This is a genomic window from Flavobacterium sp. AC105 (assembly GCF_979258495.1).
In genome coordinates this window covers 181,571-206,199 of sequence record NZ_OZ409860.1, presented here as the reverse complement: position 1 = coordinate 206,199, position 24,629 = coordinate 181,571, and the positions used below count along the sequence as shown (strand labels likewise).

The 24,629-nt window shown below is 34.4% G+C and carries 21 protein-coding genes; 9 read left to right on the top strand and 12 right to left on the bottom strand.

What is annotated here, in order from left to right; translation table 11 throughout:
- Positions 1–298 precede the first annotated feature (298 nt).
- The 4 genes from ACZ0AH_RS00845 to ACZ0AH_RS00830 all read left to right on the top strand — a co-directional run bounded on the left by ACZ0AH_RS00845 (position 299) and on the right by ACZ0AH_RS00830 (position 3,536).
- On the top strand, positions 299–964 hold the full coding sequence (locus ACZ0AH_RS00845; RefSeq protein ID WP_463474007.1) for an SCO family protein: 666 nt from the start codon (positions 299–301) through the stop codon (positions 962–964).
- A 104-nt stretch (positions 965–1,068) separates the two neighbouring features.
- On the top strand, positions 1,069–1,308 hold the full coding sequence (locus tag ACZ0AH_RS00840) for a FeoA family protein (protein ID WP_456315189.1): 240 nt from the start codon (positions 1,069–1,071) through the stop codon (positions 1,306–1,308).
- The gene (gene feoB, locus ACZ0AH_RS00835; protein ID WP_463474006.1) at positions 1,308–3,407 is read left to right on the top strand and encodes a ferrous iron transport protein B; all 2,100 of its coding nucleotides are present in this window, start codon (positions 1,308–1,310) and stop codon (positions 3,405–3,407) included. The genes ACZ0AH_RS00840 and feoB overlap by 1 nt, the downstream gene beginning before the upstream one ends.
- A gap of 6 nt (positions 3,408–3,413) precedes the next feature.
- On the top strand, positions 3,414–3,536 hold the full coding sequence (locus ACZ0AH_RS00830; protein ID WP_463474005.1) for a FeoB-associated Cys-rich membrane protein: 123 nt from the start codon (positions 3,414–3,416) through the stop codon (positions 3,534–3,536).
- 346 nt (positions 3,537–3,882) lie between these two features.
- On the opposite strand, the gene ACZ0AH_RS00825 is transcribed toward ACZ0AH_RS00830, so the two are convergent.
- The 3 genes from ACZ0AH_RS00825 to ACZ0AH_RS00815 are packed head-to-tail and all read right to left on the bottom strand — an operon-like array spanning position 3,883 to position 8,778.
- Positions 3,883–6,348: a TonB-dependent receptor family protein gene (locus ACZ0AH_RS00825; RefSeq protein WP_463474004.1), complete on the bottom strand. Its 2,466-nt coding sequence runs from the start codon at positions 6,346–6,348 to the stop codon at positions 3,883–3,885.
- A complete protein-coding gene (locus ACZ0AH_RS00820) occupies positions 6,287–7,654 on the bottom strand; it encodes an HTTM domain-containing protein (RefSeq protein WP_463474003.1) in 1,368 nt (455 codons plus the stop codon). The genes ACZ0AH_RS00825 and ACZ0AH_RS00820 overlap by 62 nt, the downstream gene beginning before the upstream one ends.
- A 2-nt stretch (positions 7,655–7,656) precedes the next feature.
- A complete protein-coding gene (locus ACZ0AH_RS00815; RefSeq protein ID WP_463474002.1) occupies positions 7,657–8,778 on the bottom strand; it encodes an imelysin family protein in 1,122 nt (373 codons plus the stop codon).
- Between the two features lie 131 nt (positions 8,779–8,909).
- Here ACZ0AH_RS00815 and ACZ0AH_RS00810 point away from each other — a divergent pair, with 131 nt between their 5' ends.
- Positions 8,910–10,085, top strand: coding sequence for an imelysin family protein (locus tag ACZ0AH_RS00810; RefSeq protein WP_463474001.1), 1,176 nt, complete (start codon positions 8,910–8,912; stop codon positions 10,083–10,085).
- Positions 10,086–10,153: 68 nt separating this feature from the next.
- Positions 10,154–11,551, top strand: a complete 1,398-nt coding sequence (locus ACZ0AH_RS00805; RefSeq protein ID WP_463474000.1) for a di-heme oxidoreductase family protein — start codon at positions 10,154–10,156, stop codon at positions 11,549–11,551.
- Between the two features lie 441 nt (positions 11,552–11,992).
- On the opposite strand, the gene ACZ0AH_RS00800 is transcribed toward ACZ0AH_RS00805, so the two are convergent.
- The 3 genes from ACZ0AH_RS00800 to ACZ0AH_RS00790 form a co-directional block, all read right to left on the bottom strand.
- Positions 11,993–12,646 (bottom strand): HD domain-containing protein, encoded by a 654-nt coding sequence (locus tag ACZ0AH_RS00800; protein WP_463473999.1) that lies wholly within the window; start codon positions 12,644–12,646, stop codon positions 11,993–11,995.
- Positions 12,647–12,870: 224 nt separating this feature from the next.
- Entirely contained in the window at positions 12,871–13,863 is a 993-nt protein-coding gene (locus tag ACZ0AH_RS00795) for an acyl-ACP desaturase (protein ID WP_394772943.1), read from the bottom strand.
- A 54-nt stretch (positions 13,864–13,917) separates the two neighbouring features.
- Positions 13,918–14,658 carry a lysophospholipid acyltransferase family protein gene (locus ACZ0AH_RS00790; protein WP_463473998.1) on the bottom strand — a complete coding sequence of 247 codons (741 nt, stop codon included), beginning with the start codon at positions 14,656–14,658 and terminating at the stop codon, positions 13,918–13,920.
- Positions 14,659–14,988: 330 nt separating this feature from the next.
- On the opposite strand from ACZ0AH_RS00790, the gene rnpA reads away from it, so the two are divergent.
- The 3 genes from rnpA (at position 14,989) to ACZ0AH_RS00775 (ending at position 17,954) form a co-directional block, all read left to right on the top strand.
- Positions 14,989–15,393 (top strand): ribonuclease P protein component, encoded by a 405-nt coding sequence (gene rnpA, locus ACZ0AH_RS00785; RefSeq protein ID WP_463473997.1) that lies wholly within the window; start codon positions 14,989–14,991, stop codon positions 15,391–15,393.
- 116 nt (positions 15,394–15,509) lie between these two features.
- Positions 15,510–17,147, top strand: a complete 1,638-nt coding sequence (locus tag ACZ0AH_RS00780; protein ID WP_463473996.1) for a S41 family peptidase — start codon at positions 15,510–15,512, stop codon at positions 17,145–17,147.
- Between the two features lie 3 nt (positions 17,148–17,150).
- Positions 17,151–17,954: an OmpA family protein gene (locus tag ACZ0AH_RS00775; RefSeq protein WP_463473995.1), complete on the top strand. Its 804-nt coding sequence runs from the start codon at positions 17,151–17,153 to the stop codon at positions 17,952–17,954.
- Between the two features lie 144 nt (positions 17,955–18,098).
- Here the strand turns inward: ACZ0AH_RS00775 and ACZ0AH_RS00770 are convergent, their stop codons facing one another.
- The 6 genes from ACZ0AH_RS00770 to ACZ0AH_RS00745 all read right to left on the bottom strand — a co-directional run bounded on the left by ACZ0AH_RS00770 (position 18,099) and on the right by ACZ0AH_RS00745 (position 24,595).
- Entirely contained in the window at positions 18,099–18,683 is a 585-nt protein-coding gene (locus tag ACZ0AH_RS00770) for a TlpA family protein disulfide reductase (protein ID WP_463473994.1), read from the bottom strand.
- A gap of 145 nt (positions 18,684–18,828) precedes the next feature.
- Entirely contained in the window at positions 18,829–19,275 is a 447-nt protein-coding gene (locus ACZ0AH_RS00765) for a GNAT family N-acetyltransferase (protein WP_463473993.1), read from the bottom strand.
- A gap of 29 nt (positions 19,276–19,304) precedes the next feature.
- Entirely contained in the window at positions 19,305–20,273 is a 969-nt protein-coding gene (locus tag ACZ0AH_RS00760) for a DUF4837 family protein (RefSeq protein WP_463473992.1), read from the bottom strand.
- Positions 20,274–20,321: 48 nt separating this feature from the next.
- Positions 20,322–22,163: a lytic transglycosylase gene (locus ACZ0AH_RS00755; protein WP_463473991.1), complete on the bottom strand. Its 1,842-nt coding sequence runs from the start codon at positions 22,161–22,163 to the stop codon at positions 20,322–20,324.
- A 110-nt stretch (positions 22,164–22,273) separates the two neighbouring features.
- The gene (locus ACZ0AH_RS00750) at positions 22,274–23,461 is read right to left on the bottom strand and encodes a phosphoglycerate kinase (protein WP_463473990.1); all 1,188 of its coding nucleotides are present in this window, start codon (positions 23,459–23,461) and stop codon (positions 22,274–22,276) included.
- Between the two features lie 159 nt (positions 23,462–23,620).
- Entirely contained in the window at positions 23,621–24,595 is a 975-nt protein-coding gene (locus ACZ0AH_RS00745; RefSeq protein WP_463473989.1) for a PorP/SprF family type IX secretion system membrane protein, read from the bottom strand.
- Between the last annotated feature and the right edge of the window lie 34 nt (positions 24,596–24,629).

Here is a 24,629-nt window from a genome sequence, read left to right as displayed (position 1 = left end):
TTATACGGATTTCTTTCTAATTATTAATCTCGCAGAGGCGCAAAGTTTTCAAAGCTACTATTGTCGCTGTGAGATTTGAAGTTCCTATTGTCAGTCTGAGCGAAGTCGAAGACCCGCAAAGTAAATCGCCAATCTTATAAAGCTACAAAAATAAAAAATCTGTATAATCTGTGTTTTCGCAAAGCGAATCCGCGTCATCCGTGTGCCAATTTCGCAATCAACAGAAGAACCTGTTAAAAACAATCATAATTACAGTTTTTAGAAAGTGCTTTTTGTATTTTTGCACCAAATTTTTCATATGAAATCGTTTTTATACAAATACCGCAAATTCTTTATTGTTTTAATTGTCTTTTCGGTTGTCACTATATCCTTATTTTATTCGGCTTTAAAGCCACAAAAAACTTTGCCAATCTATAATCCTGCTGATGTAAACCCAGAATTAGTTGACAGTACGATACAATACAAAAGCAAATACCACACAATTGCTGACTTTAAATTTGTAAATCAAAACGGAGATACTATTACCCAGAAAAACTACGAAGGAAAAATTTATGTTGCCGATTTCTTCTTTACGACCTGTGGATCAATTTGCCCAAAAATGTCAACAAATCTCGAAGAGATTCAAAAAGCAATTTTAAATAATCCGAAGGTAATGTTGCTTTCACACACTGTTTTTCCTGAGGTTGACAGTATTCCGGTTCTTAAGGAATATGCTATAAAACACCATGTTGTTGACAGCAAATGGAATCTGGTTACCGGCGATAAAAAAGAAATTTACACCATGGCCAGAAAATCTTATCTGGCGGTAAAATTAGGTCGTCCAGATCAGTTGTATGATATGGTTCATACCGAGAATTTTGTTTTGGTAGATCAAAAACGACGCGTTCGCGGATTCTATGACGGAACGAACAAAGAAGATATAAAACGTCTTTTGGAAGATATTGATTTCTTATGTCATGAGTAAGTTTTGGCTTATTTAAGTAAATTTTGGCATAAACAAAGCTGTTAATTGCCTTTGAATAAAGATTTATTGCCTATTTTTGCAATCTAAATTCAATCTAAATAAGCTTGCAAACTACAATTCACACCCTGAAAAAAGGCGAAAAAGCCATTATCAAAGATTTTGATATCGATTTGATTCCTTTAAAATTATTAGAAATGGGTTGTTTGCCGGGCAACTTGGTCGAATTGCTTCAAATTGCTCCTTTTGGAGATCCTTTATATTTGGATATTAATGGCTCACACGTCGCGATTCGTATTGAAACTGCTCGCGAAATTGAAGTTGAACTTATCAAAACCAATTTGTAATGAGCATTCAAAATATAAATGTTGCCCTTATTGGAAATCCAAACACCGGAAAAACTTCCGTTTTTAATCAGCTTACAGGTTTAAATCAGCAAGTTGGAAATTATCCCGGAATTACGGTTGAGAAAAAAATTGGGTTCTCTAAATTGCCACACAATATAAAAGCTAACATTCTGGATTTACCCGGAACGTACAGTCTGAATGCAAGTTCGATGGACGAAAGTGTTGTAATTGAACTTTTATTGAACAAAAACGACAAATTATATCCTGATGTAGCCGTTGTTGTAACTGATGTTGAAAATCTAAAACGAAATTTACTGATTTACACGCAGATAAAAGACCTTGAAATTCCAACGATTCTTGTCATTAATATGTCAGATCGTATGGAAAGCAAAGGAATTACTTTGTATATTCCGTATCTGGAAGAAAAACTTCAAACCAAAATTGCTTTAGTAAGTTCCCGAAAAGGTTTGGGAATTGATTATTTAAAGGAACTTATTGTTTCATACAAAACACTTCCGCATGAACCTTGTTTGAATGCTTCAGTTATTGATACGGCGTATTTTGAAAAATTAAAACACGCTTTCCCGAACCAGCTTTTATATAAATTATGGCTGGTCATTACGCAGGATGTAAACTTTTCGAATTTAGATCGAAATGAAATCAGGAGCACTTTTACCAAATCACATTCTGAATTAAAGCGTTTACAGCAAAAAGAAACCATCAAAAGATATCAGTTTATCAATGATGTTTTAAAAGAAGGTTTAAAAGTCGATGCCACGATGGCAAAAGACATCAGAGCCAGACTTGATCGCGTATTAACACATAAGTTTTGGGGTTATGTGATATTTCTGGCGATTTTATTTATCATTTTTCAATCGATTTTTAGCTGGTCAACTATTCCGATGGATTTTATTGACAGCACTTTTGCATCGTTAAGTACTTGGGTTGCGAAGGAATTACCAAGCGGAATCCTTACTGATTTACTTTCGCAGGGAATTGTGCCGGGAATTGGCGGTGTTATTATATTTATTCCGCAAATTGCCTTTTTGTTTCTCTTTATTTCCATTTTGGAAGAAAGCGGATACATGAGCCGTGTCGTCTTTTTGATGGATAAAATCATGCGCAAATTTGGGCTTTCCGGAAAAAGCGTCGTGCCATTAATTTCAGGAACTGCCTGTGCAATTCCGGCGATTATGGCAACTCGAAACATCGAAAACTGGAAAGAACGTTTGATTACTATTCTGGTAACGCCGTTTACAACCTGTTCAGCAAGATTACCGGTTTATACAATCATCATCTCTTTGGTCATACCGGATGAACGCCTTTTTGGAATATTAAATATGCAGGGATTAGCCTTGATGTTATTGTATTTATTAGGTTTTGGAACTGCGATTCTTTCCGCTTATATTCTGAATAAAATTCTGAAATTTAATACCAAAACATATTTCGTGGTAGAAATGCCAAGTTATAAATTGCCTCTTTTCAAAAACGTTGGTATTAATGTGGTTGAAAAAACCAAAGCGTTCGTTGTTGGTGCAGGTAAAATTATCTTAGCAATATCTGTTATTTTATGGTTTTTGGCTTCTTACGGACCCGGAAAAGATTTTAACGAAGCAGAAACTATCATAAAAGAAAAATTTGTTGATAAACCTCTGGACAAAGTAACATTCGAAAACGAAGTGGCGTCTCAAAAACTGGAGAATTCTTATATCGGAATTATGGGTAAAGCCATTGAACCTGCTATTTCGCCTTTGGGTTACGACTGGAAAATTGGTATCGCAATTATAAGTTCATTTGCCGCCCGTGAAGTTTTTGTGGGAACTCTTGCCACCATTTACAGCGTTGGAAGCAGCGATAACGAAGCCACCATAAAAAGCAAAATGCAGGAAGAGATAAATCCGGAAACTGGTAAAAAGATCTTTAATTTTGCTTCGGGAATATCTTTACTTTTATTCTACGCTTTCGCCATGCAATGTGCCAGTACGCTTGCCATTACTAAAAAAGAAACCAACTCATGGAAATGGCCGGCGATGCAGCTTTTCTTAATGAGTGGTCTTGCCTATTTTGTTGCGCTTTTGGCGTATCAACTTCTAAAATAAACAATCATGGTACAAGAAATTATTGCCTTTGTTATATTATTTATCGCCGTTGGTTTTTTGATCAACAAGTTCTTTTGGAAATCTAAAAAGAAAAAAGATTGCGGTGATGGAAATTGTGGGTGTTCTTAGAAGGAAAGGTACTGAGGTTCTGAGGTTCTAAGTTGCTAAGATTTTACCGCAGAGTTGCGCAAAGGATTCGCAGAGTTACGCAAAGTTTTTTTGATAATTGTCTGTTGAAGATCGCAAAGCTTTAAAGAGCCTTCGGCTCGGAATATATTTTTACGGACGGATTTTAATCCGTTTTTTTTATACGCAGAAAAAATACCTTAATTCGTCATTTGTTCAACGATTCAGCAACGAATTTTTATCCGTTGGTGTAAATAAACCGTTCATCTGGAACTTATGAAAAGAACCGTAGCTCGAAACATATTGTAGGGACGGATTTTAACCCGTCCATTAATGCAATATTAATCTCTTAAAATATAAACTCTAAAGTTGTATAAAATGTTCTTGTGTCTGAAGGAATAATTCCGGGACCCGGATAACCTGTAGCACGTCTTGTGAAGTATTTATTATCTGTAAAGTTGGTAATTCCTGCTTCTAATTTCCAGTTTTTCCATTTGTAGGATGATGAAAAATCGGCTACGTAATACGTTGGTATTTTTCCTGAAATACCATTGCTTATTGCGTTTTCTCCCACGTCCTGATTGGTCGCATCGGTAAATTGCGATGTTACATACGTTAACTGAATACTTGACATAAAATTTTTATAACCAACACTTGTTCCGGTTTTAATATTGAAAAGTGGCACAAATTCTACTTTATTTCCTTTAACTCCGGCTGCTTCCGATTTTAAATAATCAGAATCTGTAATGGCAACGTTTGAGAATACATTCCAGCTTAGGTTTGGATTTTCCTCAAAAAACGTTTTATTTAAACTCCAATCGATCATGGTTTCGAAACCGTATGTAATCGCGGTTCCAATATTATCCCTTAAAATAATTGGTCGGCCTTCGCTAACTGTCCAGTACTCTCCAATTTTATCATTGTAGTATAAAGCAAAAACGCTTGAATCGAACCTGATTTTATCGTTTATCTGACCACGAATTCCGATATCTGAGGTAAAACCTTTCTCGTCTGTAATATCTGCCGAAATTGCATAACTGGAATAAACTGTTCTTAAATCACTATACGTTACAGAACGATAGTTTTGCGAAATGTTTCCGTAGACCTCAATTCCGGTTTGCGGTTTGTAGCTTAATCCAACTCCAAACAAAAAGAAATTACGGTTTTTGATATTGTTTTCGGCAACGGTTTCATCTAAAATAACATTTCCGGCGCCGTCAAGATTGATTTTTCTGTAGGTTCCGTTTGCCTGAGTTTTTATGTTTTCATATCGAAATCCGGGCGTAATCGAGAATTTTGAGGATACTTTAAAGATATTTTCTCCAAAAACAGAGAAATTCAAGTTTGGATATTTATAATCGGATTGGTTTGGTGCTTGGGGAAATTCGGCTGTAGCCAAATTAAAATTAGCGTCACTTCCTGAACTTCCCGGACCTTGAATTCCGGTGTTTTGTGCCTGATAATATTTGGCGCCAATTAAAAAAGCATTTGAATTTCCGCCTAAATCATATTTTTTTAAATAACGCGCTTCGGCTCCCCAATTGACAAAATCACCAACGATTAAATCACGAACTCCGCCGTTATCCGGCAAATCAACCCGGTTTGGACGGAATCCGACTGTTTTTCTGCTGGCATCTAAACCAAACAATTGCAAAGAGAAATCGGCATCATTATCAAAGTGATGTTTGAATCGCAAAGCAAATAAATTCCAGTTTACGGCAAACCAGTTTCGGGTTCTGTTACTTTGAGTCGGATCTTCGTTAAACATCTGATCTGTAAGTCCTCCGGCTTGTTGAGCTAAATAATTAAAATAAGTATAATCAAAGTGCAAAGATGTTTTATCTGTAAATTGATAATTCAGATTAGCAAAATAGTTCGTGCTTTTAAAATCAGAATTCGGGCGAAAGCCATCTCCTTTTTTATAATTGAAAAAAGTATAATAACTGAATTTCCCTTTCGTTCCGCTTAAACTCGTAAAATTAGTATACAATCCGTACGAACCAATTGTGTTACGCTCCACAAGTTCAATTGCTTTTTTACTCGGACTTTTGATTTTAAAATTCACCAAACCACCAAACTGCGTTCCGTATTGAAGAGAAGCTGCACCGCGGACAATCTGGATTTCATTAAGAGATTCGGTTGGCGTTGCGTAATAACTTTCGGGGTAACCCAAAACATCGGCGCTAATATCGTAACCATTTTGGCGTGTGTTGAAATTGGCAGTTCGGTTTGGGTCTAAACCACGACCACCAATACTCAATTGTAAACCTCCGTCAGAACTTTCGTTAATCGTTAAACCTACAACTTGCGCATAAATTTGGCGTGGATTGTTCGCTGCTTTATTCGCTGTAATTTTATCTAACTGAATTACTTCGGTTTTTTTTCCGGCGTAAATAGCCGTTTCTTCAATGTCTTTTAACTTATGAAGGGCAAATATTTTCTCTCTTTCGTTTTTAACAACGACTTCAGATAAGTTGTTGATTTTGTTTAAGGTAATGGTCAAATCAGAACCTGGAGCTGCCATTTCCTGTTCTAAAACCGAATAATTGTCTTTATAAAAAACAAAAGTAAATGTTCCCGAATTGGGAACTACGACATCAAAAACACCTTCTTTATTGGTAATTGTTTTCACGCCATTTGCTTTGTTGTAAACCTCAACATAGGATAATTTTTCACCGGATTCTCCCAATACAACGCCCGAAACATGCGTTTGGGAAATGGCATTTAATGAAAACAGTAAAAATAAAATAAAGCTAAAATCCTTTAATTTCATCGTTGAAAGGTAGGATCCAGGTTTTGTGATCGAATGATTCATTTTCTTTTGCGAGGTTTATGTTTTTGTCTATGTAAAGTTTGCTCAATCTTCCGTTGAGTGCGACGTAGCTTTCTACGCGAACTTCCGGATCGTTAACGCCTTGTTTTTGATAATAATCGTGTAAAAAATGAGCATATTCTAAAATGAAATCAGGTTGAAATGCCATTTGTTTTTCCTGAAAAGCAGTCAAAAAATGACTGTTATTTACTTTTATCTGGTTTTTGGTTTTACTGTCTATTACGGTAAATTGCGTATAACCCGCTTTTTCCATTAACATAACGCGCCATGAAAATCGGAAACCTTCTTCTGTCCAGAATAATTCATCTGGATAAATTAAATATCGAAATGGGAATGTGAGCTGAAAAATCAGGAAACAAGCCAGAATTGCGATTTTGATTTTATAAAAACCATTGAATGTTGTTATTTTTTCTTTTGCGTTTTCGAATGCATTCAAACTAAAACGGAATAGTTTTGCGATATAATTCAGGCATTTTTTATGGAAATCACTTCCAAAAAACAACAATGAACTCACAATCATTACATAAGGAAAAACGCCAATTGGGAATAAAATCTTAGTCAAAACATGAAAAACAACTACCAAAACAAAGGCAAATGTTCTTGTTCGTTTGTAAAGCAATAAAAAAGGAATACTCAAATCGTAAATCATTCCGCTCCAGCTAAAAGCATAATGAACCCAATTTTCATTTAAAAAACTTCCGATAAGCGGCAAATTATGATTGGTTGGAAGCCAAATTTTAAGAGGCATTGCTTTCAGAAGCCAATCGGAATTGATCTTTGCCAAACCGGCATAAAAGTAAACGATTCCTAAAAGCAGTTTTAGAATATCTGTTGTCCAACGCGGAATTTTCTGAAAGGCAATTTTAGGATTCTGATAAGCATCGACAGAAAAATAAGCATTTGCCGGAAGAAAAATAAGCACAAAACTAATTACCGAAATGAAGTAATAATGATTGAGATAAGTGGTTTTATCCATTAACTCAATATAGGTAAAACTAAGGAAGAATAATGTTGATGCAACTTTGTAGCGATAACCAATTGCAATGCCAATTGATGACAATCCGGCAATAGTAAAAAGCAGGTAAGTCGGCGTCCCGAAAGGCTTCACGAATTCGAAACCATAATACGTAAAATGAAAAAGCGGTTCAATATAGAACTTATTTACCCAGCCGTAACTCACAAAACGGAGTAAACTCAACCCCATCATTAAACCAAACGCCAGCCTAAAAAAGGCTAGCGTTGCGGCATGTGTATTTGTTTCTAAATATTTTATAATGTTATTTTTCATTATTAATCGCCATCGCCATCTACATAATCAATTGTTATGTTTAGCGCTTGCATCATATCTAGTTTTGTATAAATTACGTTTTGTTGTAAAACATTATAAGCGGTAATTACTTTTGTATTATCAGTGTTAATTTGATTTGCCAGACTTGCATTCAAAGTATTATTGGCTGTGAAAACTGCAGTGTATTGTGTATTGATTAAATCACTTAATTTTTTATTGTCCCGAATTGCATTTACAAAATCCAAATACGATTTTAAGCTTTCGCCCGTTGCAGTTGAGTTGAAGTGTTTTCCGTTAAAGAAATCCTGAGATGCTTTTATAGAAATGTTGAGTAATTCTGTAGAAACAGTTCCTTTATATAAGCCTTCTGTTTTTTCAGGAAATTTAACTCCGTTTGAGAATAAACCTGCCGGAATTCCCAGTTTTACGGTTCTGATGTCTTTTTCTAAATTCTTAACAAAATTATTTGTCGTAATGTTTACGGCTCCACTTACAGAAGTTCCGGTGTTGGCAATATAGGCAGCTCTGTAACCTCCGGTTTTCCAGTCTGTAACAACAGCATCAATTGTAGTTTTAAGTTTAGCCGTTACATCTGTCAAGTATTTTTTATAATTGGCCGCTTTGGCATTTGTAGTATAAAAAGCTACTATTGCAGCATCATCAGCACCTAAACCATTCAGCAAATAATCTAATCCCGGTAAACCCTGCTTCGCATATTGTGCCTGCAAACTTAAATTATAAGTTCCCGAATTAATGTTGTCTTCAATACCAGTGGTACTTGTTGGATATGTATTGGCAATTTCCTTTAAGTTGATATCTAAAGCTTTTCCGAAACCGTAAATTCCAACATATTGATAGGCTTTGTAAGCTTCGTACCAGCTTGTTCTTACTGTTTGCAAATTAGCAACAGTTGGAGCTGTTGTAAAAGTTGCGGCATCAGTAGATAAAATATTCACTTTTGACTGATAATTTTCATAACTCGGAATAATAATATTATCAGCCCAATTGGTTAAAAGTGCAGCTCTGTCATAATTATTTCCGCCAGAATTATCTCCGCCTCCATCGCCTGACGAGCAAGCTATTACAGTTCCTATTAAAGCTAAAAGGAAAATTATTTTTTTCATTTTGATGTAAATTTTCACAAAAATACAAAAGCGGATTAAACTTAAGCATATTTATTCTAAATTAAATTTGTGGGCTTGTGAGAAATATATACTTTTGCTTTAAATTTAATTATTCTAAATAAAGCCATAATATGAAAAACTTATATCCAAAAGTTGCTGTTGCAGTATTTGCAGGACTAACTTTTTTTGCTTGCAGCAGTAACGATAACGATGATAAAGGTTCATCAACCGTTACTAAAAAGCAGGTTATTGAAAACTATGCGAATATCGTTTATGCAAATTACCAAAAAGCTTACGATGATGCTGTACTTTTAGAAACAGCGATTAAAACTTTTACTGCAACGCCTACTGATGCCAATTTTACTGCTGCAAAAACTGCCTGGAAAACTTCAAGAGAAAGCTACGGAACGACTGAAGCTTTCCGTTTTGCTAACGGACCAATTGATGGAGACGATAACGGACCTGAAGGACTTTTGAATTCATGGCCGCTTGACGAAAACTTTATTGATTATGTTGACGGAAGTGCAAACGCAGGAATCATCAATGATGTTGCTGATTACCCAACAATCAACAAAGCTTTATTGGAAAGTTTAAACGAAGATGGCGGTGAAAAAAACATTAGTGTTGGATATCACGCAATTGAGTTTTTATTATGGGGACAAGATTTAACTGCTCCTTCTGCAAAACTTCCAGGACAAAGACCTTATACTGATTATGTTGCTGCCGGAACTCATGCAAACCAAACTCGCAGAGCGGCTTACTTAAATGCTTGCGCGGATTTATTGACTGATAATTTAGATTATTTAATTCAACAATGGAAACCAAGCGGAGTTTACAGAACTAAATTTTTGGCTTTGCCTGAAAATGACGCTATCAAAAATATATATTTAGGAATTACAACTCTTGTTACTGCTGAATTACCAATTGAGCGTATGGAAGTTGCCCTAGAAAATGCAGATCAGGAAGACGAACATTCTTGTTTTAGTGATAATACGCACAGAGATATCGCTTTGAACCTGCAAGGTGTTATTAATGTTTACCAGGGAAAATACGGTTCTATTGACGGAGCTTCTTTAGAAAATTTAGTAAAACAAGCAGATTCAGCAACTTACGATGAAACCTTAACTTCATTGAATGCTTCGACAACAAAAGTAGCTGCAATTTTGACTCCGTTTGATTTGGCTATTTCAGGAGGACCAGATTCTGCTGAAGGTGCTAAGGTTAAAACTGCTGTACAACAACTACTTAACTTTGGAGCAACTTTATTAAAAGGCGCTACAAAAATTGGAATTACTGTAAACAGTTAAGCAAATAAAAAGAAATAAATTAAAACAAAAAGTGTTCCTTTGCCGGAGCACTTTTTTAGCATAATACCATGAAGAATTTTATTCCGTTTCTACTTGTTATTCTTTGTATTAACTTCTCTGGCTGCAGCAATAGTGATGATGCTTACGTGCCATTAACAGCTGAAGATGGAGAACAGTTTTCGGGAGGAGAAACCACCGTTTTCAACGTTAGTGAAGAAGCTTTTGGTTTTTCTGCCGAGAAACTTACTTTTGATGAACAAACAGATTTTGGGGTAGGAAACTCATTTTTTAGACAAAGCTGGATTTCAGCGCCATCTTCGACAACTGCACGCGATGGTTTGGGACCTTTTTTTAACGCCGTTTCTTGCGCAAGCTGTCACTTTAAAGACGGACGCGGAAGACCACCGGCTTTTGATGGTGAATTAGGCAAAGGTTTATTATTACGTTTTACCATTGGCGGACAAGATGTTAATGGTTCTGGTTTTCCTGATCCAGTTTATGGAGGACAATTGCAGGATAATGCTATTTTAGGGCAAACTACCGAAGGTCAGTTCACCATTAGTTACCAGCAAATTGCAGAAACTCTTGCAGACGGAACTGTTGTTACATTACAAAAACCAATTTATACGGTTACAAATCTGGGTTACGGTCCCTTGGGCAATGTTCAAGTTTCGCCAAGAATTGCCAATCAAATTATTGGATTGGGATTATTAGAAGCGATTCCTGAAAGTACCATTTTGGCTTTCGCCGATGAAAACGATTCAAATAATGATGGTGTTTCGGGAAGACCGAATTACGTTCATGATTTTTTGACCAATACAACTCAATTAGGCCGTTTTGGATGGAAATCAAATCAGCCAAACGTACGTCAGCAAGTTGCTAGTGCGCTTTCGGGCGATATGGGAATTACATCTAGTTTATTTCCGAATGAAAGTGGTCCTTTTGGAGTTGATTTAATTACCATTCCAAATGGAGGAACTCCTGAAATTTCTGAGGTTAATTTAAACCGAATGGCTTTGTATTCTCAGACATTATCTGTTCCGGCAAGAAGAAATTATACAGATCAGAATGTTTTAAAAGGCAAAAAGACTTTCGAAACCATTCAATGTACAGCGTGTCACATTCCGAAAATTCAAACCGGGAACACGCATTCTATTGTTGCATTAAGAAATCAAACGATTCGTCCTTACACAGATTTGCTGTTGCATGATATGGGAGAACAATTATCAGATAATGCAAATGATTTTAAAGCCACAGGATCTGAATGGAGAACACAGCCACTTTGGGGAATTGGTTTGATAAAAATGGTTAACGGACACACAAATTTAATGCACGACGGAAGGGCCAGAAATGTTGAAGAAGCAATTCTATGGCATGGCGGCGAAGCCCAAAAAGCGAAAGATAAATATAAGAAACTTTCAAAAGAAGAACGTGATGATTTATTAGCGTTTATTAATTCTCTTTAGACATCTTTTTATTTAATATGACAGTCTTTTACTATCTCTTTTTCATATTCTTAAATCTATTTTTATTTTTATTTCTTTCTAAAAAAATATATTTAAGTCGTTTCACCAATTTCATTATCATGACATTTTTTGTAGTTATTTATATAACACATCAATTAAATTTCTTTGCTTATCAAATAAACCCGTTAGATTTCCGAAAAATATGTGGTTTTAGTATTATTCTAATATTCTGGTTTTACTTGAATAATTATATATTAGAAAAAATAGAAGCAAAGACATATTCCTTAAATTTTTTCAATAAATGTATATATATTTTTGTGCAAAAAGGATTTTTAATTTATCTCCTTTTTATAATTACAACAATAGTTCAATTAGATTGGGTTTTACGTATTGACTAACTCTAACCAGATAAAAATCCTAGTCATTTATTTAAAATGAGAACTATTTAACCCCTTCCCACTCTGCGTAGAACTGAGCCAGAAACGTTTCCATAAAGCGATGTCTTTCGGCAGCGATTTGTTTTCCGGTTTCGGTATTCATTTTATCTTTTAAGAGTAAAAGCTTTTCGTAAAAATGATTTATTGTTGGTGCATTATTCTTTTTGTATTCTTCTTTTGTCATATTGGTTATTGGAGCGATTTCCGGGTCATATAAAGCACGATTTTTAAATCCGCCATAATTGAACGCTCTTGCAACTCCAATCGCGCCTATTGCGTCTAAACGATCCCCATCCTGAACGATATCTAATTCGATAGAAGAAAACTTCTTTTCGAAATTTCCGCCTTTATAAGAGATGTTTTCGATGATGTTTACCACATGTTGGATAATATCTTCCGAAACACTTTCAGATTCTAAAAACAAACGCGCTGTTTTTGGTCCGATGGTTTCGTCTCCGTTATGAAATTTACTGTCGGCAATATCATGAAGCAAGGCGCCTAATTGTACCACGACTAAATTGCAATCGGTTCCTTTTGCAATTAAAAGGGCGTTTTTATAAACACGCTCGATATGAAACCAATCGTGTCCGCCTTCGGCATCATTCAATTTTTCTTTTACGAATGTTATTGTTTTGTTTATTAAATCAGAATTATTCATAGTTATGTTTTGTCTTAAGAAATGGCACGCAGATTTTGCGGATAAAACGGATTTACACAGATTGTCTTTAATTTAAATATCTGAAAATCCTTTTTTATATAAAAAATGTTGATTGTCAAAGTTTTTAAACCTCAACAATCAACAATGTTTTTTCAATATCTATATCAATTGCAAAAATCGATTTTAAATCTAAAGTCAGAAATCTGCAATCTAAAATTTCAGATCTACAATCTGGCTGGTTCTACCCATTTAAAAATGTGAGATTCTTGTGGAATCACTAATCTTTCTGAAATCCTTGCCATACGACCTGGTAATTTCATTAAGTAATCACGTGCTTTTTCGGCTTCATCTGTTAAACCAGACATTTTATCAATTTCCCACTTATCCATTAATTTCTGCATGATATCAACATAATCACTTGCCGTGTAAACACCAATACGTTGTGCAGAATCAGAAAATTGTTCGAAAGCAGAACTGATCTTTTGTCCAGATTCTCTTAAAAAGTGCGCCGGCATAACGATTTTTTGTTTCATCATGTATTGAAAAGCCAACATCATTTCGCTTGGATCTACAGCAAAAATGCGCGTAACAAATTCGCTATATGCATGATGATGACGCATTTCGTCACCCGCAATCATTTTACACATTTTAGACAACTTGTTATCACCAAATTTCTTCGCCATTTGCGCTACTCTATTGTGCGAAACATAGGTTGCTAATTCCTGGAAACTGGTATATACAAAGTTTTTGTATGGGTCAGATCCAGTACCGATATCAAAACCGTCGTTGATTAAATGCTGTGTTGTCATTTCGATTTCACGCATATTCACACGTCCGGACAAATAAAGGTATTTATTTAGCAAATCACCATGGCGGTTTTCTTCTCCTGTCCATTGACGGATCCATTTAGACCAGCCGTTTCCACCGTTTTCTATCTGATTTATTCCTTCTACATCCATTAACCACGACTCATAAGTTGGCAAAGCTTCCTCAGTGATCGTGTCACCAACAAGCGTTACCCAGAAATCATATGGCAATTCTTTAGCAATTTCGCGTAATTCTTTTACCTCCTCAAAGAAATTTTCTCCTTCAGAATTAGGCAAAAAGTCTGACGGCTGCCAAATTTTTTCCACTGGAATTAAATACTGTTCTACGAAGCTATCCACGTTTTTTTCCAAAAACTGCATTACTTCCAATCTAATGTTTTTTATAGACATTACTTATTTTAGATTTGGGATTTCTGTTTCAGAATTATTTCTGAAATCAAAAATCTATTTATACTCGTTTACTCCTTCTACAACTGCCTTTTCGGTCAAAGCCATTAGCTCGGCAAAATCATACTCTTTTACAGCCATTGCTTTATGAACTGTAAAGGTAAGATGATTTCCCAAACCAACCGGAAAAAGACCATATTTTACCATTTTCCATGAATTATTAATACTCACGGGTACAACATATGCTGATGGCGCATATTTACATAGAATTTTCAAACCATTTTGGGCAAATTCTTTCGGTTTTCCGGTTTTGCTTCGGGTACCTTCAGGGAAAATTACTGCAGATCTATTATGTTTTTCAATATATTCAGACAATCCTTTAATAGTCGGAATCGCTTGTTTAGGGTCTTTACGATCAATTAATACAGATCCTCCATGGCGTAAATTATAAGATACACTCGGAATTCCTTTACCTAACTCTTTCTTGCTTACAAATTTACAATGAAATCGCCTAAAATACCAAATCATTGTAATAATATCATACATACTTTGGTGATTTGAAACAAAAATTATCGGAACACCGGTTGGAATTGTCTCTCTGTTTTCTATAGTATACGTAGTTCCTACCAGATTAGTGCATCTTAAAAGCCAAAAATTTAAATAGTCAACACTTACTTTATGCGCTTGATAACCAAAAACATTCAGGCAAAACCATTGTATTGGATGAAAAATCAATAATACAGAACTAAAAAACAAATAGTAAATTACGGATATTGGGTACGAAATTATCTTTTGCATGCTTTTGAAAATTAAAGGCCAAAAGTAATAAATAAATTTTTAGCGGTATAAAAATTATACAACTATCAATAAATATAGTACTTAAGGAAAAAATTGATTTTAGAACTTTAAAAATTTGTGCGAATTATATTGATTCTGAACAAACTATTCGTTTTTAGTCCCAGTAAACTGGATATCGCTCCAATGGAGCTTTCAATCAAAAATCCTAAACTTGCTATAAATATTCTGCTCCTCCGGAGCATTTATTGAAACTATTTAATGAATCTTTATTTGCTTTTACAATACAATTGTACCTTTGCCCAATAAAATTGCAATTTTTTTCTGAATTAAATGAACTTTACTTACCCAAAAAAAGAACGCTTAAAGAGCAAAACGATAATTGGCTTACTGTTTTCTGAAGGGAAATCGGTTTCTAAGTATCCTTTGCGTTTGGTTTACCGTCAAGCGGAAGCTGATTCAGACGAAAAAATAAAAATGGGCGTTTCGGTTTCTAAAAAGTATTTCAAGAAAGCCGTTGATCGCAATTATTTTAAACGTGTTTTAAGAGAAACGTATCGATTAAACAAACATTTGCTTCTGGATAACATTCAGGAACCTTATTCTTTAATGTTTTTTTATCAGACAAAAGACAAATTATCGTACGAAGAAATCAATACCAAAACAATTCAATTGTTTGAGAAATTTCTTTTGCAGGTAAACAAAACCAACGATTCTGAAGCCAAAGCAGATTTGTAACTTCCTTTGTAATCAATCGTTTTCAACGGATCATTTGAGATTCACCGCCAGGACGCATCGTTATTAATGATTTATTCTTATTTTAGTGCTTTATTTATTTCAGATATCATACAAATATGGCTACTTTTTTCAAAAAGAAAATCATTATACCAACAGTTGCAGCGGCATTTTTATTTATTGGAACCAGTTTCAAAGACGACTTTTTTGAAATTGCCAAACAAATAGAAATCTTTACCACATTATTCAAGGCCGTTAACACCAATTATGTCGACGAAACGAATCCGGGTGATTTGATGGACAAAGCCATTAAAAGCATGCTGGCAAGTTTAGATCCGTACACGGTTTACTTTAACGAGCAGGATGTTGTTAATTTTAAAATCAACAATACGGGCGAATACACCGGAATTGGCGCTATGATCGCCAGAAAGAAAGATCGCTTAATTGTGCGTGAACCGTATAAAGGATATCCTGCAGACAAAGCCGGACTAAAGGCAGGCGACGAAATTATTCAGATTGGTGATGTTTTAATCGCTGATTTTAAAGATGATGCTTCGCAGTTATTGAAAGGAACAAAAAATACGAAGATCACCATAAAATACATTCGTCAGGGAAAAACTTTTACAACCGAATTGATTTTGGACGAAGTTGATATCAAGTCGGTTCCGTTTTACGGAAAAATAGATGATAAAACGGGTTATATTGTTTTGGCACATTTTAGCCGAAAAGCTTCTAATGAAGTAAAAGACGCGCTGGAAAAACTAAAAGCGGACGGAGCAACGCAAATTGTTCTTGATTTAAGAGGAAATCCTGGTGGTTTATTAAATGAAGCGATTGATATCTGTAATTTATTTGTTCCAAAAAATGAAGTGATTGTAACTACAAAATCAAGAATCGAAAAACACAATAACACGTATAAAACAACCAAAGATCCTGTAGATACAGAAATTCCGCTGGCAATTTTGGTAAACGGAAGAAGTGCATCTGCATCAGAAATTGTTTCCGGAGCTTTGCAGGATTTAGATCGTGCAGTAATTTTAGGAAGCCGTAGTTTTGGAAAAGGTTTGGTTCAGCGTTCTGTTGATTTGACTTACGGAACTCAACTTAAAGTAACTATTTCAAGATATTACACGCCTTCCGGACGTTGTATTCAGGCTTTGGATTATGCACATAAAGACAAAAATGGTGTGGCTCAAAAAACGGATGCTAAAAACTTTAATGCCTTTAAAACCAGAAAAGGAAGAACGGTTTATGATGGTGGAGGTGTTTTGCCGGATATTGAATTAGAAGAAACTAAAACAAGCCCGATTACGAGTGCTTTATTAAAAAACGACGGTATTTTTGATTATGCAACTACTTACTATTATAAGAATCCGAATTTAGGAGATAAAATCCCAACGGTTTCTGATGCTGATTATGTAAGTTTCAAACAATATTTGAAAACCAACAAAATTAGCTTTGATACTGAAACTGAAGTTGCATTAAAAAACACTTTGGCCGCAGCCAAAAACGAAAAAATAGACGAAACTATTGCTCCGGAATACCAGCAATTATTAAATGCTCTTGAAAAAAGCGAGACTACTTTATTAGATAAAAACCAAAAGGAAATCAGAGGATTGATTCAGGAAGAGTTAATTAAGAGATATCAATATCAGGAAGGATTATATCAATATTACATTAAAAACAATTCAGAAATTAAAAAAGCGGTGAGCGTTTTAAATAATCAGACTGACTATAAAACGATTTTAAAAATGTAAAAAATGAAATTTTGTAGCGCCTTATTTCTGTTTATTATTTACAATTTATCGGCCCAGCAAAAACCTATCGAAACTGTATTTTTTGATTTCGACAAGTATGATCTTACAGATCAACAAGCCGAAGTTGTAAATAATTTTATAAAAAAAATTGACACCTCAAAAGTAGAATCCATCCAGATTTACGGATACTGCGATGATCGCGGTACTGATGATTATAATTTTCGTTTATCTAATAACCGTGTAAGCACTATTCAGAAATTACTGCTTTCACAGGGATTTAATCAAAGCAGAATAGTGATTCTTCAAGGAAAAGGACGTGTTGTTGTAAAACCGGACACTATTGAAAATCTTCATGAAACACGTTCGAGAAATCGTCGCGTAGATTTGATTGTTGTAAAAAGAAATAGTTTTGGAAATGGGGTTTATAATTCATTTAAAAATGACTTGAAAGTAGGCGACAAGATCTACCTCGTCAATATCTTATTTGATCTGGGAAGCGCAAAACTTACCCATAATTCTAAAAAAGAATTAGATAAAATTGCAGAAACACTTCAAAAGAAAAGAAACTTTCAATTTGAAATTAGAGGCCACGTTTGCTGCACTCCCGAAATATACAGCGATGCAATTGACAAAGATACTAAGGAAAGAAGACTTTCCTGGAATCGCGCCAAAACTGTTTTTAACTATTTAGCTTCTAAAAAAGTGTCCAAAAGCCGTATGACTTATATGGGTTGTGGCAATAAATATCCGCTAAAAAAAGGCGATGTTTTAGATCGCCGTGTTGAATTTGTAATTACTCAAATTTAGTGTAATTTGCCACAAAGTCACTAAGTCACAAATTTTATACTTAAAGTTTTACTCTAAAACAAGTTAGTAATTATTTGTTTTTAAGATATTTATAATTATAAAAATAGCTATAAAAAAACTATTGCAACATTGTGACTTTATTCTTTATTTAAAGGTTGGTTCTGGAGGTCTATTTGAAACTGTATTATCAGAAACTAAAATTTCCTTACCTCCCAAAAATTTATTTAAAACGACATCATTTAATAACCAAGGTTGTCCAATCCATCGCAATATTCCCTGATTATCTATTAAAAAAGTCTTAGGAATTGCATAGCCTGCATCTCCATAAGCAGCAACATCAACGACAAAATCATTTAAGGCTTTCTTTGTCTGGTCACTTACGACAATTGATTTAAACTCGACTTTCTCTAGCGTTTTTTTTGTTTTTTCAGGTGATTCATCTGTAATCGAAATAAAAACGAAATCCTTTTTATCTTTAAATCTTTCTTGCATTTTATTCAAATTTGGAACTTCGGCTAAGCAAGTCGTACACCAAGTCGCCCAAAATTCTAGTAGAATATATTTGTTTTTCAGGTTTTTATCCTTTGGAGTATTTGCTAAATAATCAGTGATATTTAGATCCGGTACCTTATCGCCTATTTTTACCTTAATTTGACTAAAAGCACTTTGAGACAGTACTAAAACAAAAACGATGGAAAGAAGTTTTCTCATAATTGATTTTTTTTTCATCTAATTTAGATAAAAATGTAATCCAAAAATGACTAAATAAAAAAACCTTTATTTACTGAAAAGCAAATAAAGGCTTAAAAAGTCTATTGAAACCAGAAAACTGTAAGATATTGATATTTCTTCTGATATAGTTTTGTATGATTGATTACCCGCGAACCATCTCAATATGTTCAATATCATCTTCCAGATACATTTCGCTGGTTTGAACAAATCCGTGGCTTTCGTAGAATTTCTTTAAATATAATTGAGCACCAATTGTAATTGCGTCTTTATCGTAATGCGTTTTTATTCCGGCTATGGCTTCACGCATTAAATCGTGTCCCCATTTTTTATCTCGATAATTGGCATCTACTACCACTCTGCCAATTGATGCGTTATCAAAACTAATTCCGGCATCAAATAAACGCGCATAAGCAACCGTTTTACCGTCATATTCTCCAATTAAGTGCAATCCTTTCTTGTCTTTCCCATCAATGTCTAAATAAACGCAATTTTGTTCTACTACAAAGATCTCGCTTCTTAATTTGAGTAAATCGTATAACTCATGTACCGTTAATACTTCAAACGGCTTTATTTTCCATTTTAATTCCATTGTATTCTTATTATTCTATTCTTTAAAATTTATCTTTTATCTACTTTAACTGATTTAATGATGGCTTCTAATTCTAACATTAAATCACGTTCCTGATTAGAGGGTGAATAACAGAATCCTTCGATTACTAGTATCCGATTGTATTTTTCGTCGACAATTGCATAATTGATAAAAGGTCCGGCCATGAAATCATTTTTTAATTCCCAAGTGCCTTTGGTTTCGTAAGCTTTTTTATTATCAAGTGAAATGGTCGAAAAATACGGTGCGTAAGCTTCGCCGGTAATCATTCGCGTATTGGGTTCGCGGCCTTTTATGTAATATCCCACTGAATCGCGCATATTGACAATGTTTTCGACTACATCAATACTTTTATTAAAACTGTGTATTGGAACCTGATAAATAAGCAGACTTGTGTTTCCGCTTATAATATCTTTCTTGAGCCAGATAAAATTCTTTTTATGCAGCATATATTCATATCCTGTTGGAATTTGAAGGTCGATATGAAATTTGTTTTTGATAATTGCCGGATGCAGTAATGATTTGCTGTTATCTTCCTGAATTTTTTGGATTTCGGCATCACGGATAACTTTGATAATCTGCGAAGAATTTAGTTCGATGCTGCAAATGATATCATCGACAGATTTTCCGTATATGCGAAATGTGTTGTGAGGTAATGATTTGCTATGTGTTACTTCGAACTTATCTGTTGCTGCTTTTTTAACTACAATAATGCTTCGGCTATCGGTAACAAAACCTTCAAGTAATTTTGCCGGATATTGATTTATGGTGAAAAGAGGTTCTTCTTGGGTGAGGCCAAGAACCGGCGAGGCAAATTTATTTCTGATGCTATCGCCCACTTCTCCGTACCACAACTGATCGTCGATGATAACAGAAATAGTGTTTGTTTTTCCTGATACGGGTTCAGGCTGTTTATCGCCTTTAAAGCATGATAAAAACAAAAATGGAATTAATAGCAATAAAAAATGGGTTTTATTCATTTTCTTAATTTATGAAATAAAACCCAAATTTAAATAAGATTTTTTTTATTATCCGTTTATTTTAAGTTTCATTCCCGGTTTTATCTCTTCATCTTTAATACCATTCCATTTTTTAATATCTGAAATTGTAACTCCAGGATATTTTTTAGAAATGCTATATAATGAATCTCCTTTTTTAACGTAATAATCTTCGCCTAAGTCTTTAGTTGAAGCTGTTTTTTTCCTGAAAGAATCAACTGAAGCATTTGAAGCGATTGCTGTCGTAGCTGTTGTAGTTGTTTCTTCAACATCTGTCACTACTTTAGAAACGGTTAATGTTTTTCCTAAAGCAAGATTGTTTGATGTTAGATTATTCAATTGTTTTAAGTCCGCAATAGTCGTACCGAATTTTTTAGCAATACTTCCTAAATTATCTCCGGCTACAACAACATAATCCTGTAATTGCGTAACTGTTTTTTCTTTATCAGCAGCAGAAGCAATTGCTTCCTCTTGTTTTTTGTCAAGTGCAGGATTTACTTTTAGCTCTTTTGGAGCTTTAATAACTGCTTCAACACTAGATTTGATTTTTAAGTTTTGTCCCAGAGCAACTGCATTTGACTTAAGATGGTTCCATTTTTTTAAATCGGCAACATCAACATCGTATTTGCTGGCGATAGCACTTAAATTATCTCCTTTTTGAACTTTATATAACTGCGTATCTAAGTCAATTGTTTTCTCCAGTTTAGCTTTTGCTTTTGGAGTAACTTTTAAAGCCAGTTGCGTTGGTAAACCCTTATTTGATGTATTATACTTGCAATAAGCATAAATTTTATCTTCGTTTGAAACAAAAGTGGCAATTTTATCTTTCGGTAAACGCAAGAAGTGTTGTTCTGATTGATAATACGGAACTACATTAAGTTTATAAGAAGGATTTAAAAGTTGAATTTGTGATTGTGGCATGTCTAACAAATCTGCAATTTGTTTGAATGACATTTGATCTTTGATACGAACTGTATCTGTTTCGAAGTTTTTAACGACTGCTCTTTCCGGGTTAATTCCGTGTTCTTTATGATATTCAAAAAGATACATTGTTGCCAAGAAAGCAGGAACATAACCTTGTGTTTCTTTTGGAAGGAAACTGCGAATGTCCCAGTATTTTGTTTTTCCTCCAGAACGGCGAATTGCTTTGGTAACGTTTCCTGGTCCTGAATTATAAGAGGCTAAAACCAGTTCCCAATCACCAAAAACATTAAACATTTTGGTCATATATTCGCTGGCTGCGGCAGTTGCCTTAAGAGGATCGCTTCTTTCATCGATATAAGAATCGATTTTAAGAGCGTATTGTTTTCCGGTTCCGTACATGAATTGCCAAAGACCCGTAGCGCCCATTTTAGAAACTGCTTTAGGGTTTAAAGCAGATTCTACAACGGCTAAATATTTAATTTCTAAAGGCACGTTTTGTTTGGCAAAAGCATCTTCAAAAATTGGGAAATAATATTCTGACAAAGCCATTAATCGGGAAAACGATTTTTTACGATTCTTAAGAAATGACTTTATTATGTTTTCTAATCCCTGATTGTATTCTATATTAAAAGGTGATTTCTCATTCATTGCCTGAAGACGCTGTTTAAGCAATTCTGTTGGCAATTCTTCATCAACACTCACATCTGTATTGATGGTTTGAATGTCTTTTGTTAAATCATCATAAATGTCTAAGCTTACTAATTCATTCATCCAAAGACTGTCTACGCGGGTAGCTAAATCATCTTTTTTGAAAGAACTTTTTACAGAGTCTAAATACGAGATCTTTACATCTGGCTTTATCGTAATATCTGTTTTAGCAACTTCTTGTGCAAATGTAGATATTGAAATAAAAGCGGTAACAACGAGTGATATTTTCCTTATAATCATATAACATTTTTTTAAAATCCTATAATCCAGATAATTATACAAACTTTATTTTTGCAAACTTAAACCGTTTATCGATGAAATATACGCAAAAAAATGTTAATTGTGATATTTTAGTCTAAAATAGCTGCAATTCCGGGTAAAATTTTTCCCTCTAACATTTCAAGCATTGCCCCGCCACCAGTGGAAACGTAGCTCATTTTATCTTCAAAACCAAATTGTTTTACAGCAGCAACAGAATCACCTCCACCAACTAGTGAAAAAGCACCATTTTCTGTAGCTTCTGCTATAAAATCACCCAAAGCGATAGTTCCTTTTGCAAAAGATTCCATCTCAAAAACCCCTAATGGACCATTCCATAAAATAGTTTTTGACTCTAAAATTACTTTTTTGAAGTTTTCTAAAGATTTAGGACCTGCGTCAAGACCTTGCCATCCGTCAGGAATTTGTGTTACATCTACAACTTGTGTATTTGCAGTATTTGAGAAATCATCTGCCGCGATTACATCAACCGGAATATGAATTTGTACTCCTTTTTCTTTAGCTAATCTTAAAATTTCAAGTGCCAGTTCTTGTTTATCATCTTCACAAATAGAATCTCCAATTTTACCACCTTGTGCTTTAATGAATGTAAAGGTCATTCCGCCACCAATAATCATGTGATCTACTTTGTCTAAAATGTTTTCGATAACTGTAATTTTCGAAGAAACTTTAGAACCTCCAAGAACAGCCGTAACTGGTTTCTCGCTATTTTTAAGAACTTTATTTAAACTTTCGATTTCTTTTGCCAATAATGTTCCGAAACATTTTTCTGTTGGAAAAAACTGGGCAATAATTGTAGTTGAAGCATGCGCTCTGTGTGCAGTTCCAAAAGCATCGTTTACGTAGATATCTCCTAGTGAAGCCAATTCTTTTGCAAAAGCAACATCTCCAGCTTCTTCTTCAGCATGAAAACGTAAATTTTCTAATAATAGTACTTCTCCAAGTTTTAAAGCTGCAGCAGCATTTTGAGCTACTTCTCCAACGCAGTTTTCAGCGAACTTAACCGGAACTCCTAAAATTTCTGAAGCTGTTTTTAAAATATGTTTTAACGAATATTTTTCTTCAGCACCTTTTGGTCTTCCTAAATGCGACATTAAAATTACACTTCCGCCTTGCGCTAAAATAGCATCAATTGTTGGTTTTGCAGCTTCAATACGTGTTGCATCAGTTACATTAAAATTTTCATCCAGAGGCACATTAAAGTCAACACGGATAATTGCTTTTTTATTTTTAAAGTCGAAATCGTTTAAAGTTTTCATTTGCTAAATATTTAATTTTTTTTGAAAGAAAAACAAATATAGAACTTTTAAAGTAGTATTAAATTTGAAATATCTAAAAATAACCTATCTATAACAACGAAAACGTTGTAAATTATGAAAAAAAAACAAATTTATAATTAAAAAAGATAAAAATGGTTGTTAATCGTGAACCGGACTTTGTGTACAAGGACAATCACTGATGGCTTGTAAGAAATCAAATCCTATGGTTACAACGTGTGTTCCTGTGTTGTAATTACCCAAATCGTTGAACATAACCTGATACGAATATCCGAAGTAAAATCTGGACTTCATAAAACCTGCCATTGGCCCAACTGATAATGGTTTTGCAAATTGGTCGTTAAGCATACGGTATGAAACTCCTATCCAGTAATAATCTTCGTAACGGTTGTAACGTCTGTACTTGAAGTTAAAATCGGTACTGGAACGTTTATCACTTGCAAAATATTGAAAGTAAACAGATGGTTCGTATTCGATACGTCTGTTTTCTCCGTCATTAAAAACATATCCTGTATAAACCTGATAGTTTGAAAGTAAACTTGGCTCTACTCCTCTGTATTTATCAACATTCTTTTTAAGGACGTTGTTGGCATTAAAACTCAGATAAAAGTTTTTGTTACGATACAAGGCACTAATGTCAAAGTTGCTGTTCCCATTATAACGATTGTCTGTAATTGCCGGATCAAGAAAAGGCTGATTCGGTGTAACATTAAACTCATCAGTATCAATACGGAAAGTATTGAAGTTGTATGAAATACCCAATGACAAATATTGCTTAGAGTAATAATCTAAAATAAGGTGATGCGCAAAAGAAACTTTAGCTCCTGTTTGGCGTGTATATCCATTTTTATCATTATAAACTGATATTCCAACTCCGGAACGGTCTAATACTCTAAAATCAGCATAAAGCGATTGATTTTCGGGAGCATCTTTAATTCCGACCCATTGTGTTAGTCCGTTGGCCCTAATTCTAAGGTTGTCGCCAATACCCGCATACGCAGGTGAAAGTACAAAAGGGTTATCAGCTAGATACTGAGTAAACACTGGTAGGTTTAACTCTTGGCTGTAACTTGTTGTTACAGCCATGAGTACTAAGGATAAAATTAATTTTTTCATTGTAATAATTTTTTTAGATAACATCATAGGGGCA

Excerpts from the sequence above, each read along its gene's own strand:
- ACZ0AH_RS00845 (WP_463474007.1), top strand. The coding sequence starts at position 299 with ATGAAATCGTTTTTATACAAATACCGCAAATTCTTTATTGTTTTAATT.
- feoB (WP_463474006.1), top strand. The coding sequence starts at position 1,308 with ATGAGCATTCAAAATATAAATGTTGCCCTTATTGGAAATCCAAACACC.
- ACZ0AH_RS00830 (WP_463474005.1), top strand. The coding sequence starts at position 3,414 with ATGGTACAAGAAATTATTGCCTTTGTTATATTATTTATCGCCGTTGGT.
- ACZ0AH_RS00825 (WP_463474004.1), bottom strand. The coding sequence starts at position 6,348 with ATGAATCATTCGATCACAAAACCTGGATCCTACCTTTCAACGATGAAA.
- ACZ0AH_RS00820 (WP_463474003.1), bottom strand. The coding sequence starts at position 7,654 with ATGAAAAATAACATTATAAAATATTTAGAAACAAATACACATGCCGCA.
- ACZ0AH_RS00815 (WP_463474002.1), bottom strand. The coding sequence starts at position 8,778 with ATGAAAAAAATAATTTTCCTTTTAGCTTTAATAGGAACTGTAATAGCT.
- ACZ0AH_RS00810 (WP_463474001.1), top strand. The coding sequence starts at position 8,910 with ATGAAAAACTTATATCCAAAAGTTGCTGTTGCAGTATTTGCAGGACTA.
- ACZ0AH_RS00805 (WP_463474000.1), top strand. The coding sequence starts at position 10,154 with ATGAAGAATTTTATTCCGTTTCTACTTGTTATTCTTTGTATTAACTTC.
- ACZ0AH_RS00800 (WP_463473999.1), bottom strand. The coding sequence starts at position 12,646 with ATGAATAATTCTGATTTAATAAACAAAACAATAACATTCGTAAAAGAA.
- ACZ0AH_RS00795 (WP_394772943.1), bottom strand. The coding sequence starts at position 13,863 with ATGTCTATAAAAAACATTAGATTGGAAGTAATGCAGTTTTTGGAAAAA.
- ACZ0AH_RS00790 (WP_463473998.1), bottom strand. The coding sequence starts at position 14,658 with ATGCAAAAGATAATTTCGTACCCAATATCCGTAATTTACTATTTGTTT.
- rnpA (WP_463473997.1), top strand. The coding sequence starts at position 14,989 with ATGAACTTTACTTACCCAAAAAAAGAACGCTTAAAGAGCAAAACGATA.
- ACZ0AH_RS00780 (WP_463473996.1), top strand. The coding sequence starts at position 15,510 with ATGGCTACTTTTTTCAAAAAGAAAATCATTATACCAACAGTTGCAGCG.
- ACZ0AH_RS00775 (WP_463473995.1), top strand. The coding sequence starts at position 17,151 with ATGAAATTTTGTAGCGCCTTATTTCTGTTTATTATTTACAATTTATCG.
- ACZ0AH_RS00770 (WP_463473994.1), bottom strand. The coding sequence starts at position 18,683 with ATGAAAAAAAAATCAATTATGAGAAAACTTCTTTCCATCGTTTTTGTT.
- ACZ0AH_RS00765 (WP_463473993.1), bottom strand. The coding sequence starts at position 19,275 with ATGGAATTAAAATGGAAAATAAAGCCGTTTGAAGTATTAACGGTACAT.
- ACZ0AH_RS00760 (WP_463473992.1), bottom strand. The coding sequence starts at position 20,273 with ATGAATAAAACCCATTTTTTATTGCTATTAATTCCATTTTTGTTTTTA.
- ACZ0AH_RS00755 (WP_463473991.1), bottom strand. The coding sequence starts at position 22,163 with ATGATTATAAGGAAAATATCACTCGTTGTTACCGCTTTTATTTCAATA.
- ACZ0AH_RS00750 (WP_463473990.1), bottom strand. The coding sequence starts at position 23,461 with ATGAAAACTTTAAACGATTTCGACTTTAAAAATAAAAAAGCAATTATC.
- ACZ0AH_RS00745 (WP_463473989.1), bottom strand. The coding sequence starts at position 24,595 with ATGAAAAAATTAATTTTATCCTTAGTACTCATGGCTGTAACAACAAGT.